Consider the following 14,814-nt stretch of genomic DNA (forward strand, 5'->3'; position numbering starts at 1 on the left):
CGTACCATTCCAACGCCATGACGCGGGTTTGCGTCGGGGGCATCGGTGTGGAAATTCCTGAAGCATCAATCTCAAACGAAGAGCTGGTCGACAGCTTCAACGCCTGGGTCGACATGGAAAACCCGAAGCGGGAGGCGAGGGGGCTGCCACCCCTGGCAAAATCCGACGCGGACTTCATCGAGCATGCCTCGGGCATCAAGCGCCGCCATGTCTATGAGCGCGACGGCATTCTGGATCCAAGGCGGATGGCCCCCAATATTCCTGCGCGTGGCGATGACGAGCTCTCCGTTATGGCCGAATTCGGTGCGGCCGCGGCCCGCAAGGCGCTCGATCAGGCGGGCGTCCAGGCGCGTGATGTCGATCTCGTCATCTGCGCCTCCGCTCATCACCAGCGCCCCTATCCGGCCATCGCCATCGAAATTCAGAAAGCGCTCGGCACCAGCGGTGCGGGCTTCGATATGGGGCTTGGCTGCTCCTCCGCGCTCGCGGGTCTGCATGTGGCCACCAACCTTGTGCGTGCGGGCGCGCATCGCCGTGTGCTGGTGGTCACGCCGGAGCTTATCACCGCGCATCTCAATTTCCGCGACAGGCAGACCCATTTCATTTTCGGAGATGCTTCCGTTGCCGTCCTCATCGAGGCGCTTGGGGCTAGCGAGGAGCGGCCGGGCCGCTTCGAGATTGTTGACACACGCAGCTGGACACAGTTCTCCAACAATATCCGCACGAATTTCGGTTTCATGAGCCGGCTGGCGCAGGACGATCCGTCCTATCTGTCCATGGAAGGCAACCTCATCAAGCAGAACGGCAACAAGGTCTTTAAGGATGTGACCATTGCCGGCCACAAATTCATTGTCGATTTTCTGGCGGAGCATGGCCACACGCCACAGACCATGCGCCGCTTCTGGCTGCATCAGGCCAATGCGCGCATGAACGCCATGATCCTCAAGCTCGCCTTCGGTGGGGAGGTGGGCCAGGACCGCGCCCCCACCGTGCTCGACCGGCTGGGCAACACGGCTGCCGCCGGTGCCATCGTCGCGCTGGAAGAGACACACCGCGACCTGCAACCTGGCGAACACGGACTGCTTTGCGCTTTCGGTGCGGGCTATTCCATCGGCGGTGCGCTGCTCAGAATGATGTAGCGCTCTGCCGCTTCAATCCTGCCGGGCTTCCAGCCCGTCTTCTTCTTCCGGATCGAGCAGACGCGTGGCGCGCCAGCGCGTCAGAACCGTGTTGATGTCGTCGATGATGAAATGCCGCGCCGCGTCCCGGTCGTAGCCGTCTTCGAGCATCTGATCATAATCCGTATGCTCATGGCGTATATGGGTGATCGTGGCGAGCCACACCGCAATGGCTGGCGGCAAAGTGCGCAGCTTGCGGTCATTGGCCTTGTCGCGGATTGCCTCGGCATCGGCCATGGGCGCCCAGGGAATCAGCAGCGTCAACGCCTTGTCGACCGATTTGCGCCGTCCGGTGGAGGCCCGCTTCATTCCTGAAACCCTTGTTTTGTGTGGATGCTGCGCGTTTTGGTGCGTTGTGCACACTGGACCGTGTCATCTTGCCAAGCAAGCCGAAACGATATAAACATATCTTTATATCTATTGGGAGAAGCGCATGCTCATGCGTCCGGCAATTCAACTCGACCAGATGGTCGACACGTTGAAGGCGGCGGCAGAAACCAGCCGCCTGCGCATCCTTGTGCTTTTGTCGCAGGGTGACCTGACGGTGACCGACCTGACCGAAATCCTCGGTCAGTCGCAGCCGCGTGTTTCCCGCCATCTCAAGCTTCTGCTCGAAGCCCAGCTCATAGTTCGGTATCAGGAAGGATCCTGGGCCTACTTCCGTCTGTCCGATGCTGACGCAGCGCGCGAGTTTGTCGGAGGTGTTGTTGGTCGGCTCGATCAGGCAGATGCTGTCATAGAGCGCGATCTGGAGCGCCTGGGTGCCATCAAACGTCGCCGCGAAGAACGGGCAGCGGAGTATTTTTCGCAGAATGCGGCGAGCTGGGACCAGATTCGCTCGCTCCATGTTCCCGACAAATCGGTAGAAGAAGAGCTGTTGAAGCTCATTGGCGCGCGACCGTTCCAGTCCATGGTCGATCTTGGCACCGGTACGGGCCGTATGCTGGAGCTTTTTGCGCCGCTCTATCAGCGTGCTGTCGGTATCGATCTTTCGCGGGAGATGCTTGCCGTCGCCCGCTCCAATCTCGACCGCGCCGGCATTGGCCATGCGCAGGTGCGGCTCGGTGACATTTCCGCCCCGCAGCTCGAGCGTGACGCCCATGATCTGGTGACTATCCATCAGGTCTTGCACTATATCGACCGGCCAGGCATTGCCATTCGTGAAGCTGCCAGGCTGTTAAGGCCGGGCGGGCGGCTGGTGATCGTCGATTTCGCGCCGCATGAGCATGAGTTCCTGCGTGAGGAGCACGCCCATATGCGTCTTGGCCTGGCCGATGGCCAGATTGCCGAATGGCTCGATGAGGCCGAACTTGACCTGGCCGAAACACTTGAATTTGCGCCGCAGGGCGAGGCTGGAAAAGGCCTCACGGTCAAGCTCTGGCTTGCCCGCGACCGGCGCATGCAGATTGCTGACGGCGCAGTGCCGTCATTTGCTCAAAAGGAGACGGCTTGATGCCGCAACAGCGTTTTTCCCGCCAGCCCGATGTCGCTGGCAAGCTCCGTGTATCGTTCGAGTTCTTCCCTCCGAAGACGGATGCCATGGAGGCGCGTCTGTGGGAGACGGTGAAGAGGCTTGAGCCGCTCGCCCCGTCTTTCGTCTCCGTGACCTATGGTGCCGGTGGCTCCACGCGTGAGCGCACTGCGCGCACGGTCAAGCGCATCCTTGAGGAAACGCGCCTCACGCCGGCTGCGCACATGACCTGCGTGGATGCATCGCGCGAAGATGTCGACCAGGTGGTGGGCGAGTTCGTGGATATGGGCGTTAAGCGCTTTGTGGCCCTGCGCGGCGATCCGAGCGCGGGTGTTGGAGCAGCATACCGCCCGCATCCAGATGGCTACGCCAACGGCGCCGAACTGGTCGGTGCGATGAAGCGTCAGGGCGATTTCGACATTTCGGTTTCGGCTTATCCCGAGAAACATCCGGAGAGCCCGGACTTTGCAACCGATATCGACATGCTCAAGCGCAAGGTCGATAATGGGGCCACGCGCGCAATCACCCAGTTCTTCTTCGACAATGATCTTTATGAGCGCTATGTCGAGCGCGCACGTCGTGCCGGCATTTACATTCCCATCGTTCCGGGCATCCTGCCGATACACAATTTCACACAGGTCGCCAATTTCGCGGGGCGCTGTGGCGCCAGCATTCCCGGTTGGCTTGCCGAACGGTTCGCGGGGCTTGAAGACGAGCCGCAGATTCATGCGCTCGTCGCCTCGGCAGTCGCGGCCGAACAGGTGCTCGACCTTATGGAGCGCGGGATTGACGATTTCCACTTCTACACGATGAACCGGGCCGATCTTGTCTATGCGGTCTGTCACATGATCGGAATTCGTCCGCAGTCGGGCACGAAGGTGGAGCAACCTGCGGCCGCGTGAATTCCTTACGCTGCATGAAATAAAGGGCCGGATGAACCGGCCCTTTTCGTATCATATCAACAAATTCGGAAGCGCTGCCTTCGCGGTGGCTGCTCCGATCATGGATTTACGGCAACACGCCCATTACCAGGGCGCCGATAAACACGAATGCCGCGCAAATCATCAGTGCATTCACAGGCCGTGTCAGTCCCATGCCAAAGCCTCCTCTGCTTATTTGCAAGCCGGATTCTATGGATGGACAGCCATCCGGCAAGCGGTTTTTATGCTGCGCTGCGGTAGGTTTGTGAAAAAACCAACCAGTTCTCATCGCGCTCATTTGAAATCATTGGGCAATTGGTTTGATTCACTTTGTGTTAACGGATGCGAGCCGGAAGCCTTCCGTCGATGATGATCAATCCGGTGGCGATAAGCACCATCCCGATGATTTCAAACGAGGCCAGCCGTTCACCCAAGAACAGGCTTCCAAGCAAAATGGCGCTAACGGGGTTCAGGAAGGTCACCAGTGATGCGTTGGTGGCGCCGGCGCTTGCCAGGATACGGAAATAGATCAGATAGGCAAAAGCCGTGGAAAGCACGGCGAGGCCGATGACTGCGGACCAGATGTCGCCGGAAAAGCCCGATAGGTCTTCCGGCCCGTAAAGTGCGAGCACCAGAGGGATCATGATCACGCTCGAGGCGGTAAGCTGGCCCGTGGCGACAATCGTTGGGGGCACGCCGCGAAATCGACGCCCATGGATGAAGGCGAGACCATAGGAGATTGCGCCGCCGATCAGCGCGACCTTGGCCCATAAGGGACCACCAAACCCGGAAAGGACCCCCGGACCGATCATCACCCCCGTGCCGGCGATGCCGAACGCGATGCCGGTCAGCTTCGCCGGAGTGAGCCTCTCATCGGCAGTGAGGATGTTGGCAAGAAGCGCGGTCCAGAATGGTGTCGTGGCATTCAGCACGGATGCGAGCCCGGCTCCCAGTTGCGTCTGCCCCATAAAGATAAGCGAAAAGGGAATGACGTTGTTGAGGAGTGCCAAAACGACAAAGCTACCGGCGAGCGGCAAAGCGGCGCGAAAGGACGGCCCGCGGATGGTCAGAAAAAGATGGAGTGCAAGGGCTGCGATCGAAACGCGAAACATGACAAGCACCAATGGCTGCATCTGGCTGACAGCGATGCGGGCGAAGAAGTACGACCCGCCCCATACGGCCCCGAGCAGGATGAGAAGACCCCAGTCTTGCGCCGACATTCGAGGAGCGGTCGTCTGGTCGGGCGCTTGAGCTGTCATGGCCTGTCTCTCGGTTTTGGATCATTCGCGCGCTTCATGCGTTAAATTGCGGGGAGGGGAGCAGCCACCCGAAACCTGCCCATGCCGAGGCGGTCGCGTTTTTCAACCGGAAACGCTGCGGTGGAGCGTTTACATGCAACGCAAATCCACTACGCTTTCCTCCCGCCCTTTGCGTTCATTCGAACCAGGAGCTGCCAATGCAGATTTTTGAGACCGCCCGAGACGCTGCCCTCAAGCTTCGTCCCGATGACCCGGTCTACTGCTTCCGGCCAGAAGTGCTTAAAGCCGATGCACGCGATTTCATGGGGCAGTTTCCCGGCAAGACAGCCTATGCGGTAAAAACCAATGGCGAGAAACTCGTACTGAAAACCCTGGCGGAGGCCGGTGTTGAAGCCTTCGATGTGGCGTCCCCGGCAGAGTTCGCCGCCGTTCGCGCTGTCGCGCCCAATGCCGAGATGCTCTACATGCATCCGGTCAAGGCGCAGTCGGACATTCGTCTCGCCCTGGAGGAGTACGGCATTCGCGTCATCGTGGTCGACCATGAGGACGAGGTGACGAAACTCATCCGGGTGGTCCGTGCCCTCGACATCGACCCCGGTTCGCTCACCGTTTTCGTGCGCATTCAGACCAAAGGCCATGCGGCTTATGAACTCTCGAAGAAATTCGGTGCGGGGCCGGCGCAGGCGGTCGAGCTTCTGCGACGGCTCGACCGGCATGGTTACAAGCTCGGCCTTTGCTTTCACGTGGGTTCCCAGATCCAGGATCCGGATACCTATGAGCGTGCGCTCGCCTCAGCCGACTGGGTGCGGGGCAGGGCCGGCGTGGAGCTTGCGGTCCTCGATGTCGGCGGCGGCTTTCCGGCTGAATATGGTCATGACCCCAACCGCAAAAAGCCGGAAATGCCGAGTCTTGATGAGATCATGGCGCGGCTGCGGGCCGACATCGTGGAATGGGGCTTTGACGACATGCCGCTTGTGGCGGAGCCCGGCCGCGTCATCGTTGCGCGCGCCTTTTCGCTCATCGTACGCGTTCTACTGCGCAAGGGTCGCCGGCTCTATATCAATGACGGCATCTGGGCGTCACTCTCGGATTCCTGGACCGGCAAGATCACGCTGCCAGCCCGCTTCATTCCCGATCCCGCGATCCGCAACCGCAATGGCGATCCCGAAAAGCTCGTTCCGTTCAAGGTTTGCGGCGCGACCTGCGATTCCGTGGACATCCTCTCGCGGCCTTTCTGGCTGCCGGAAACAGTGGATACGGGCGACTGGATCGAGATCGGCCATATTGGTGCCTATTCCCTGTCGCTAAGAACCCGTTTCAACGGGTTTTATCCCGACACGTTCGTCGAGGTGAAAACACCTTTCGATGCTGGCTCGGCGCCGGAAGGGTTTGCCAGCCTCGAAACCATGGCGGACTGATCGGGCGCATACGGAAAAGGGGACCAGTTTTTGGAAGCGGAAGCACATGCCTTTCCCTTGACGGAGGTCGCCTTCGTCCTCCTTGTGGCCATTACGCTCGGGCTTGGCCTGATGCGCCTTAAGCAGCCGCCGCTGGTGGGGTTCATTCTGGCCGGCGTGGTCATGGGGCCAACCGGATTCGGCCTCATCGGCAATTCCGAAAACGTGATCGCGCTTGCCGAGATGGGCGTCCTCATGCTGCTCTTCTTCATCGGCATGGAGTTGTCGCTCAGAGCTTTTATCATGAGCCTCAGGCCCGCCGTGCTCGTGGCCGTCGGGCAATTGTCCGTGGCGCTGGCCATCGGTCTGTCCATCGCGTGGATGAGCGGAACGGGGTTTGCCGAGGGCATCATCTTCGGATTCATCATCGGCATTTCCAGCACGGTCGTCGCCATGAAGATGCTCGACGACATGGACGAATTGCGCCGCGATGCGGGCCGCATCGCCATCGCCGTTCTGATCGCGCAGGACATTGCCGTTGTGCCGATGCTTATCATCGTTTCCGCGCTGGGCGGAGCTGAAACCAGCCTTGTTGCCATCGCTGCAAAAGTGGCGCTGGCGGTCGGCTTTCTCGGCTGGCTTCTCTGGTGGCTCGGGCGGCGGGGCAAGCTGCGCATGCCCTTTGCCGATGCGATTGCCGACAATGTGGAAATTCTCGCTCTTGGTGCCCTGGGTGTCTGCTTCGGCGTGGCGGCCCTCTCGGGTTTCCTCGGCCTTTCGCCGGCCTATGGCGCGTTCGTCGCCGGCATTCTGGTCGGCAACTCGAATCTGCGCGCGCGCATCATCCCCGTGATCGAGCCGATCCAGAGTGTCCTCGTCGTGATCTTCTTCCTGTCCATAGGCCTTTTGTTCGACCTGACCTATATCTGGAACAATCTCTGGATGGTGCTGGGAGCCGCGCTCCTTGTCATCGCCGCCAAGACGCTGCTTAACGTCTTCCTGTTGCGCGCCACCGGGCATGACCGCAACACGGCGCTGATCGGCGGTCTTTCCATGGCCCAGATCGGCGAGTTTTCCTTCGTGCTCGCGGCAGCCGGGCTATCAGCCGGCGCGCTGGCGCAGGACAGTTATCGTCTCGCCATCGCCGTCACCGCGATTTCGCTTCTGTTCTCGCCGGCCTGGATGTCGGTCATGCGCCGCATCGAAGACGTTGCGGCCAAGGGCTTTTCTTCCTATCGCGAAGCACTTTCGGAAGCCTATGCCGATGAGATCGAGAATGTGGGTGAGGGGCTCTGGTGGGTGCGTGCCCGCTATCGGGCAGGCCGCATGACCCTGCGCAAATGGCGTGCGCGCCGTGCGCTTGAAAAGGCTGCCAAGGCTGCAATGAGGGAGCGGGAAGAGGGGGAGAAGGAGCCCATGGTGGTGGCGGCCGAAGCTGATGAAGAGAACGCCACGCCCCGGCAACCGGATGAAGGGCAGGCTACCGGGGCGTCGAAGGCAAAAATCTAGAGGTTCGAAAAAAGTGTCGGCGTCGGCCAGCCATCGGCGGGCAGGCCGAGGCGCAGCTGTTCCTGGCGCACGGCTTCGCGCGTACCGGCCCCCAGAATGCCGTCAATCTTGCCCACATCGTGACCGCGTGCGGCAAGCTTGGTCTGCAACTGCTTCATCGTCTCGGGCGCGAGCCCCTGCTCGGGTGAGCGCACATCGAAGCGCGGTGCTCCGGCAAGCCGTGTGGCCAGATGCGCCGCCGTCAGCGTGTAGATGAGCGACTGGTTCCATTCCAGGTAAATGTCGTAATTGTCATAGACTAGGAAGGCTGGTCCCCTGTGCCCCATCGGAAGCACCACGGCCGTCGGCATCCCGTCAGAGGGCAGCGGGCTGCCATCGCGATAGGTCACGCCCATCGCCGCCCATTCCGAGCGCGGTAGCTTGGTCACGCGGCCAGTCTGCTCCCAGGGCATCTGATCGGGCACGCGCACCTCTTCCATCCACGGCTCGCCGGGTTTCCAGCCGAGCGACTGAAGGTTTTTCGCTGCCGTCAGGATTGCGTCGGGAGAGCTGCCCTTGAGGTCAACCTTGCCATCGCCGTCGCCATCGACGCCCTTTGTGTAATAGTCGGATGGCAGCATCTGCATCTGGCCGATCTCGCCGGCCCACGCGCCGGTCACGTTGGCCTGCACCCATCCCTGATCGATCAGGTGCAGCAGCGCGATCAGCTGCGGGCGGAAGATTTCCGGACGGCGGCAGTCATGCGCCAGCGTGGCGAGCGCGTTGAGGGTCGAGAAATCGCCCTGAACGGCGCCGAAATCCGTCTCCAGCGCCCAGAAGGAGGCGATCACCGGCCCTGGGACGCCGAACTCGTTCTCTGCCCGTGCAAAGATGTCTGCATATTTCTGCAGATTGGCCGCGCCGTTCTTCAGCCGGTAATCATTGATCATGCGGCCGGCGAATTCGGCAAAGGTCTGGTTGAACACGCCCTGTGCCCGGTCGCGCTCCAGAACTTTCTGGTCGATGCTCGCAGCGTTCAGCGCGGAGAGGCCACGCTCGCCCACACCGTCCGCGGCCGCGTCTTCACGTACGGCTTCTCGCCAGGCGTTGAAATCGCCGCCGCACTGCTGCGCCAGGGCGCTGCCGGCGATGCCGAAGGCAAAGAGCACTCCGAGCAAAATGGATTTTCTGCGCATGTCTACTCTCCTTGAAAACGCCCAACGATGGCGTTTCGCGTTGTCAGTCGGCATTGGCCTTGAGCCAGTTCTTCCAGGCTCTGGCATTGCCGTTGAACACGTTGATATCGGCCTTCCCCTCAATGCCCGGGATCACGCCGGTGCCCGTATATTGCCAGAAGACCCAAGGATGGTTCGAATATTTGTCATCCGGATGACCGGCCACCGAGCGTAACCAGAAGGGATAGCCCTTGAAACTGCTCAGGCCGTTGTCGTCAAAGAAATCGATCGATGTGTAGATGATGGGGCGTTTGCCGTAGTGCCGTTCTACCGCATTGAGGAAAACGCGCATCTCCGCGCGCACCTTCTCAGCCGGTGGGCGGATCGTGCAGGTAGGTGAAAAGGGGTTCCATTCCATGTCGAGCACTGGCGGCAGTGCCGAGGCGTCGCGCGGTACATTGCGGATGAACCACTGCGCTTGCTCGATGGCCGGTCGGCAGAAATAGAAGAAGTGATAAGCTCCGCGTGGAACACCCGCGGCCTTGGCTTCGCGCCAGTTGCGCGCGAAAAAGTCGTCCACCCGGTCGCCGCCTTCTGTCGCCTTGATGAAAGCGAAAGAGATGTTGTTACGCGCCACCTTCTTCCAGTCAATTTCAGCCTGATACTTGGCCACGTCCGTACCATGGATCGCATAGTGCCAGGGTGCCCGGCCTTTCCATTCGTGCGGGTCGGTGTCGGCAAACCGCAGGCCATGGCTGGTTGAAGCGGGTGCCTGGACCTTGGGAGTCACGTCGGAAAAATCATAGTCGACCGTGGAGCAGCCAACGAGCAAGGCGGATAGACTGGCGATCATCAATCGACGCATGATGAGCAGAGGCTCCCCCGGGTGCGAATCAGCGAAATTGAACGTTGCTGACAGAAATAGGCGAAGATGGTGGCCCAGTCACCACGGCAAGCCGGGCAGCGATACGAAATGCAGGATTGGATGTGGGAATGCGGCTGATTTTCAGGCTTTTCAAGTGGCTTCTCAGCCTCATTTTGATCGTGCTCATCGGGGGGGCTTTGTGGCTGTATCTTGCTCCCCCCGCTCTTATCCGCGTTGGTTCCAATTACGCGGCCAAAATTATCTGCTCGAATGTCTTTGTAGCGGGGCGCGACCCGCAGACCGTGCTTGAGCAGGATGTTCAGGCGCCGGGTCACCCGCTCCTGAAGCTCATGCGCGTGCGTGTCGAGCCGTCCGATGCCACGGTTCACACTGGCCTCTTCGGTGTTTTTGGCGGGGGGCTTGCCGTCTATCGCGGTGCGACCGGCTGCGCCGCCGTGCCCGATGGTGATGTGGATGCGGCACTGGGCGCCCGTTTCGACAGGCAGGAGCCTTCGTCTCAGGGGAGGGATCTGTGGCCGGATGGCCCGCGCATCGACGTAAAGGGGCATGAGCTGGTGGCCAAACTGCTTGATGATCCCGCGCTCACCGGCCCCGGCATGCGCGCCGTGGTCGTCGTGCAGGATGGCCGCATCATTGGCGAGCGCTTTGGCGAGGATGTCGCCCATTACACGCAGCCCCTGATCGGCTGGTCGATGACCAAGACCGTCACTGCCGCCCTCATCGGCACCCGCGTCAAGGCTGGCCGCCTGTCTGTCGAGGACAGCAATCTGTTCCCTGAATGGGCGGATGACGAACGATCGCAGATCACCGTTGCCGATCTTCTCGCCATGGAGAGCGGTCTCTACTTCAACGAAGATTACGGCGATGTGAGCGATGTCACGCGCATGCTCTATCTCGCCTCGGACATGCCGGCCTTCGCGGCTGACCAGAAGCTTGAAAGCCCGGTCGGAGAGGTTTTCAACTATTCGAGCGGCACGAGCGTTCTCCTGTCGCGTGTGTGGCAGGACACGTTCAGCGCGTCGCAGGATGCGCTGGCCTGGCCCTATGAGGCCCTGTTCGGTCCGCTCGGCATGGACAGCGCCGTCTTCGAGACCGATACGCGTGGCACTTATGTCGGGTCCTCAAACCTTTATGCATCTGCGCGTGACTGGGCGAAGTTCGGCCAGCTTCTCCTTCAGGATGGCGGGTGGAAGGGCGAACGCATTCTGCCCGAAGGCTGGGTGCGGTGGATGCGTACCCCGACCGAAGCTTCCGGAGGTGAATATGGCCGTCATGTCTGGCTGCACGGCCCTCGTGCCAACACGCCGCGCGGCGTTCCTGCTGACGAGGGTTTCGACCTGCCTGCTGATGCATTCTGGATGCTCGGTCACGATGGGCAGACTATCACCGTTATCCCGTCGCTGCGTATGGTTGTGGTGCGCATGGGCCTTACACCCTCACGCCTCGGCTACAAGCCACAGGCGCTGATCGAGGCTCTGGCGAAACTTCCGGGCGAGATGGAATAGGGGGAACGCCAATTTTGGCGATGTTCTGTTTGAAGGTGGCAGCGTTGTGCGTGGTTCGACAAGCTCACCATGAGGGATGGAACTGGCTACAGGCCTGTCGTGCATTTGATTAACAGTTATGATTTTAGGGTTTATCCGCTTCCCGCCCATTCCCTCAAAAAGCCTCCCATTGCCATGAAAATAAAGGCAAATCAGATCCATGATCTTGCGCCCAAGTTGGGCGCGGTTAAGATCGTCAAATGAGGCCACATGCCGATGCAAATCGTTTGCCAAAAGCGGTCAATTGGACCTCTAGGTTTAGCCGAGGGCCGAAAGCATGTTGTGAAAAAAGGCGTTCTGGCGGCGATGCTTGCCGCTTCGATACTTCCTCCATTTCGCGCAACGTCTTGTGAAACTCACCTAAAGCGTTAGCCAAATCTCGTTCATCGCGAATGGTCGGCCCAAACGCTGAAAGGTGCCCGAACCGATGGATGGGTGTTCTTTCAATTACGCCTTGCCGCATAAGGTTATCGGACCAGCCGGGCGCACTTGGCTCGGATAGGCTGTATTCCTCTGCCTTCTGACGAATTGACGATACTGCCGCTTTCTGCAAAGCTGCGTTTTCCTTTTGAGCGCGTTCGGCCTGCGCTTTCTCCTCATCCGTAACCTTCCTAAAGTCACGCGGAGAAAACTTGATTGACTTGGCTTGCAACTCGTTTTCGGTTCTTTGAATGAAGGATAGAAGATCAATAATTTTTGCATCTAGTGGAGAAAGGCTGTCCAAGACACTGATAAAAGGGCGTTCCGCCTCGGTCTCTGAATTGGGTTCAAGTGCTTTCGCGAAAAGGCCCGACCACAATTCCCGAATGCTTTCGTCATCGGCCAATGACATGCCGTTCATGAGAAGGTGAAGCTCTTCCTCTTTCGGCGGGGTGATGTCCTTCATATCCACCCCATCCGCGTCCAAACGCTTGCGAACTTCTTCCATCCCAAGCTTTGCGTTAAGCTCGCGCTTTCTTCTTACCCGGTCCCCAAGGATACCGATCCCATCGGCAACAAGGTCGCCAACGGCCTCGGACGGCTTCTGTAGCAAACCTCGGATCACGTCTCCAAGTGCGGCATCAATCTCTTTGCCGACGCTTACATCTATTGAGGTTTTCGGCTTATCGCCGCCGTCACTTTTCATCGCAGCCTCAAAATCACTGAATTTCTTGCCGACAAAGGTAAGCGAATAGAATGGTAGGAGCTAGGTGTCTGCTTACTATGTGCTTACTAAAGCCAAGCACCCCCTGAGCCACCTCGCTGATGTGTCTCGTAAGTCTTTGATTTGTTTTGTGATTTTGGCTCTGGCGGTAGGGATCGAACCTACGATCAATTGGTGAACAGTTTTGCGAAACTCACTTCCTTCATGGTGAGCTTGTCGAACCACGCACCACGTCAACGCAACGGGGTGTCATGCACCGCAGGCATTTCCACAATCGCCTGCGCGGCGTAACCGCGAAAAGACGAATCGAAACGCAGGCTTGCGCCCCGTTTCTCGCATTCCGATTCCAGTGCTTCACGCAGTGAATCACGCGGCGTCACGTGGAATGCTGAAAGCCAGCGCCGCAGTCCTGCGCGGAACCAGCCGGGCAGCCGCTCCTGCCGGCCGAAATCCACGATGTGCAGCGAGCCACCCGGCGCGACGCAGTCGAGGCCGGCTGCAATGGTCTCGCGCCATGGCGGGATCATCGACAGCGAATAGGAAATGAAAACCCGGTCGAACCGGGTTTGCCCGAACAGCGCTTCGGCATCGAAAGACGATGCGTCGGCCTGAGCCAGCCGGGCATCGATCCCATCGCGCTCCATGCGACGCCTTGCGGTGACCAGCATCTCCTGCGAGATGTCGAGGCCGAAGAGCCGCGCCTTCGGATAATGGTCCGAAACGAGCGCCAGATTGCGTCCGGTGCCGCAACCGAGCTCCAGCACTGCGCCGCCCTCCGGCACGTTTAGCCCGGTGATCAGTCCATCACGCCCAAGCAGATAATATTTGCGCGTCAGGTCGTAGATGTGACGCTGGCGGCGGTAAACGCCGTCCATCAGGCTCGCGTGGCCAGCGGTCTGCGGCATGGCCATGTTCAGGCCGCTTTCACATAAAGGTGGAAGCCACCATAGATCGCCGAACGGTCATTGGCTGAAAGTTCGCGTGAGCGGATTTTCTCGTAGTGCCACTGGTTCAGGATATTGTCGTGCACGCGCCCGGGCAGCAGGCTCGGCGCTGCGGCCGTGCGGAAGATGACGCGTGCGCCCGGTGCCGCGGTCCGCGTGATTTCGCTCCAGAGTGCGTTGAGCTGATCATCGTTCATCCAGTCCTGGGCGTCGAGCAACACATAGCGGTCCACGCTCTGTGCCGGCTTTTTACCCAGCACATCCATCAGGTTGGCGTGATGCACGGTCACATTGCCTGCTGCTGCGCGGATTGTCTCAAAGTTGCGGCGTTCCAGATAGGCGGGCAGGGCGGCCTCGTCCTGTGCGGGGTAGTGGCGTGCAAAAGCCTGCCAGGCGAAATAGTTTTCCTTGAGCGGAAAATGGCAGGCGAGTTTTTCAAGGCGGCTCGAGAGCACGTCTGCCATGCTGCCGTTGCCGGCGGTGATGAGTGAATCGTACTGTGCAGGCGGAATACCCAGGCCGAATAGGGAGGCTTTGCGTGATGTCGCCCAGCGCACAAGTCTGCGATCGAAAAGCGGGCGCAATTGCTCGTCGAAAAAGATCCTCTGCTCGCGGATCGAGTGCGATTTCATGATGTCTGCGGGGTTTACGCCATAGAGCCTTGCAACCGTGTGACCGGTGGCTATGAAAAAGCCGAGCAGGCCCTTGCGGTAAAAGTTCTTGGAAAAGGCGTCGATGCGACGGCGACCGAGCGGTCCGCGTTTCTCCCAGTGTCGGCGCGACCGGGTATCGAGTGCGGGTGCGATGAAGCGCTCATAGGCCTGCCTGTTTGAGCGCTGGTTGGTGGTGCCGAAAAAGCGCAGTAGATCGCTGTGACCCGGCAATGTCTTGAAGGCGGTGAGCTTCAGCCGGTTCAGCGCCACGTGAGCGGCGTTCAGATCCACAGCGTCAATCCTTGCGGGCTGACGCGTAAGATAGGCCAAAACATTGCAGCCGCCCGATGCGATGGTGACGATCCGGTGGCTTTCGTCGAGTTCCATCGCCGCCATGTCCACTTCCGGGTCTTCCCAGATTTGCGGGTAAACCAGGCCGGAGAAGAGAAGGGCGAACAGCCGCTCGGAAAGTCCTTCGCGTGTCGTGGCCCGGTTCTGATAAACCGCCTTGCCGAGATGGCGGCGTGTGGAAAGGCCGGTGCCGGCTGAAAGATCTGTCATGGGTCTCTCCCCTCAATCTTTCTCTGAGGGGCTACTGCGCTTCCATGACAGGCGCGTGAACGCTGAATGACCGAGTGTGACGGTGCTGTTAAAGGCGGGATGTAGGATCTGCGCACAGCCTGTCCAAAGGCGGACTGCCGCGAACCGGGACTCTTGTGACGATACGGGCGGAGAAGTGTGCTCCCCGCCCGCAG

At 59.9% G+C, this 14,814-nt stretch carries 13 protein-coding genes; 6 read left to right on the top strand and 7 right to left on the bottom strand.

What is annotated here, in order from left to right:
• The first annotated feature begins 17 nt into the window (after positions 1-17).
• Positions 18-1,139: a beta-ketoacyl-ACP synthase III gene (locus P2W41_RS07650; RefSeq protein ID WP_404934759.1), complete on the top strand. Its 1,122-nt coding sequence runs from the start codon at positions 18-20 to the stop codon at positions 1,137-1,139.
• Between the two features lie 12 nt (positions 1,140-1,151).
• On the opposite strand, the gene P2W41_RS07655 is transcribed toward P2W41_RS07650, so the two are convergent.
• Positions 1,152-1,487: a DUF2293 domain-containing protein gene (locus P2W41_RS07655; protein ID WP_404934760.1), complete on the bottom strand. Its 336-nt coding sequence runs from the start codon at positions 1,485-1,487 to the stop codon at positions 1,152-1,154.
• A gap of 124 nt (positions 1,488-1,611) precedes the next feature.
• Between P2W41_RS07655 and P2W41_RS07660 the strand changes: the two genes are divergently transcribed.
• A complete protein-coding gene (locus P2W41_RS07660; RefSeq protein ID WP_292896492.1) occupies positions 1,612-2,631 on the top strand; it encodes a metalloregulator ArsR/SmtB family transcription factor in 1,020 nt (339 codons plus the stop codon).
• Positions 2,631-3,551 (top strand): methylenetetrahydrofolate reductase [NAD(P)H], encoded by a 921-nt coding sequence (metF, locus tag P2W41_RS07665; RefSeq protein ID WP_292896490.1) that lies wholly within the window; start codon positions 2,631-2,633, stop codon positions 3,549-3,551. The genes P2W41_RS07660 and metF overlap by 1 nt, the downstream gene beginning before the upstream one ends.
• 353 nt (positions 3,552-3,904) lie before the next feature.
• Here the strand turns inward: metF and P2W41_RS07670 are convergent, their stop codons facing one another.
• Positions 3,905-4,828: a DMT family transporter gene (locus tag P2W41_RS07670; protein ID WP_292896488.1), complete on the bottom strand. Its 924-nt coding sequence runs from the start codon at positions 4,826-4,828 to the stop codon at positions 3,905-3,907.
• A gap of 197 nt (positions 4,829-5,025) precedes the next feature.
• Here P2W41_RS07670 and P2W41_RS07675 point away from each other — a divergent pair, with 197 nt between their 5' ends.
• Together P2W41_RS07675 and P2W41_RS07680 are read left to right on the top strand one after the other, a co-directional pair.
• A complete protein-coding gene (locus P2W41_RS07675; protein ID WP_404934761.1) occupies positions 5,026-6,246 on the top strand; it encodes an alanine racemase in 1,221 nt (406 codons plus the stop codon).
• A gap of 30 nt (positions 6,247-6,276) precedes the next feature.
• On the top strand, positions 6,277-7,734 hold the full coding sequence (locus tag P2W41_RS07680; protein ID WP_404934762.1) for a cation:proton antiporter: 1,458 nt from the start codon (positions 6,277-6,279) through the stop codon (positions 7,732-7,734).
• Here P2W41_RS07680 and P2W41_RS07685 read toward each other — a convergent pair.
• Together P2W41_RS07685 and P2W41_RS07690 are read right to left on the bottom strand one after the other, a co-directional pair.
• A complete protein-coding gene (locus tag P2W41_RS07685) occupies positions 7,731-8,909 on the bottom strand; it encodes a lytic murein transglycosylase (protein WP_404934763.1) in 1,179 nt (392 codons plus the stop codon). The genes P2W41_RS07680 and P2W41_RS07685 overlap by 4 nt on opposite strands.
• A gap of 43 nt (positions 8,910-8,952) precedes the next feature.
• Positions 8,953-9,753 (bottom strand): GH25 family lysozyme, encoded by an 801-nt coding sequence (locus P2W41_RS07690; RefSeq protein WP_292896480.1) that lies wholly within the window; start codon positions 9,751-9,753, stop codon positions 8,953-8,955.
• Positions 9,754-9,881: 128 nt separating this feature from the next.
• Between P2W41_RS07690 and P2W41_RS07695 the strand changes: the two genes are divergently transcribed.
• Positions 9,882-11,279: a serine hydrolase domain-containing protein gene (locus tag P2W41_RS07695; RefSeq protein ID WP_404934943.1), complete on the top strand. Its 1,398-nt coding sequence runs from the start codon at positions 9,882-9,884 to the stop codon at positions 11,277-11,279.
• Positions 11,280-11,514: 235 nt separating this feature from the next.
• On the opposite strand, the gene P2W41_RS07700 is transcribed toward P2W41_RS07695, so the two are convergent.
• The 3 genes from P2W41_RS07700 to P2W41_RS07710 all read right to left on the bottom strand — a co-directional run bounded on the left by P2W41_RS07700 (position 11,515) and on the right by P2W41_RS07710 (position 14,620).
• Positions 11,515-12,444 (bottom strand): Abi-alpha family protein, encoded by a 930-nt coding sequence (locus P2W41_RS07700; RefSeq protein ID WP_404934764.1) that lies wholly within the window; start codon positions 12,442-12,444, stop codon positions 11,515-11,517.
• A 251-nt stretch (positions 12,445-12,695) separates the two neighbouring features.
• Positions 12,696-13,373 carry a class I SAM-dependent methyltransferase gene (locus P2W41_RS07705; protein ID WP_404934765.1) on the bottom strand — a complete coding sequence of 226 codons (678 nt, stop codon included), beginning with the start codon at positions 13,371-13,373 and terminating at the stop codon, positions 12,696-12,698.
• Between the two features lie 2 nt (positions 13,374-13,375).
• Positions 13,376-14,620, bottom strand: a complete 1,245-nt coding sequence (locus P2W41_RS07710) for a DUF3419 family protein (protein ID WP_404934766.1) — start codon at positions 14,618-14,620, stop codon at positions 13,376-13,378.
• Positions 14,621-14,814 lie beyond the last annotated feature (194 nt).

It is taken from the genome of Nitratireductor sp. L15S-10 (genome assembly GCF_045011005.1).
GTDB lineage: Bacteria > Pseudomonadota > Alphaproteobacteria > Rhizobiales > Rhizobiaceae > Nitratireductor.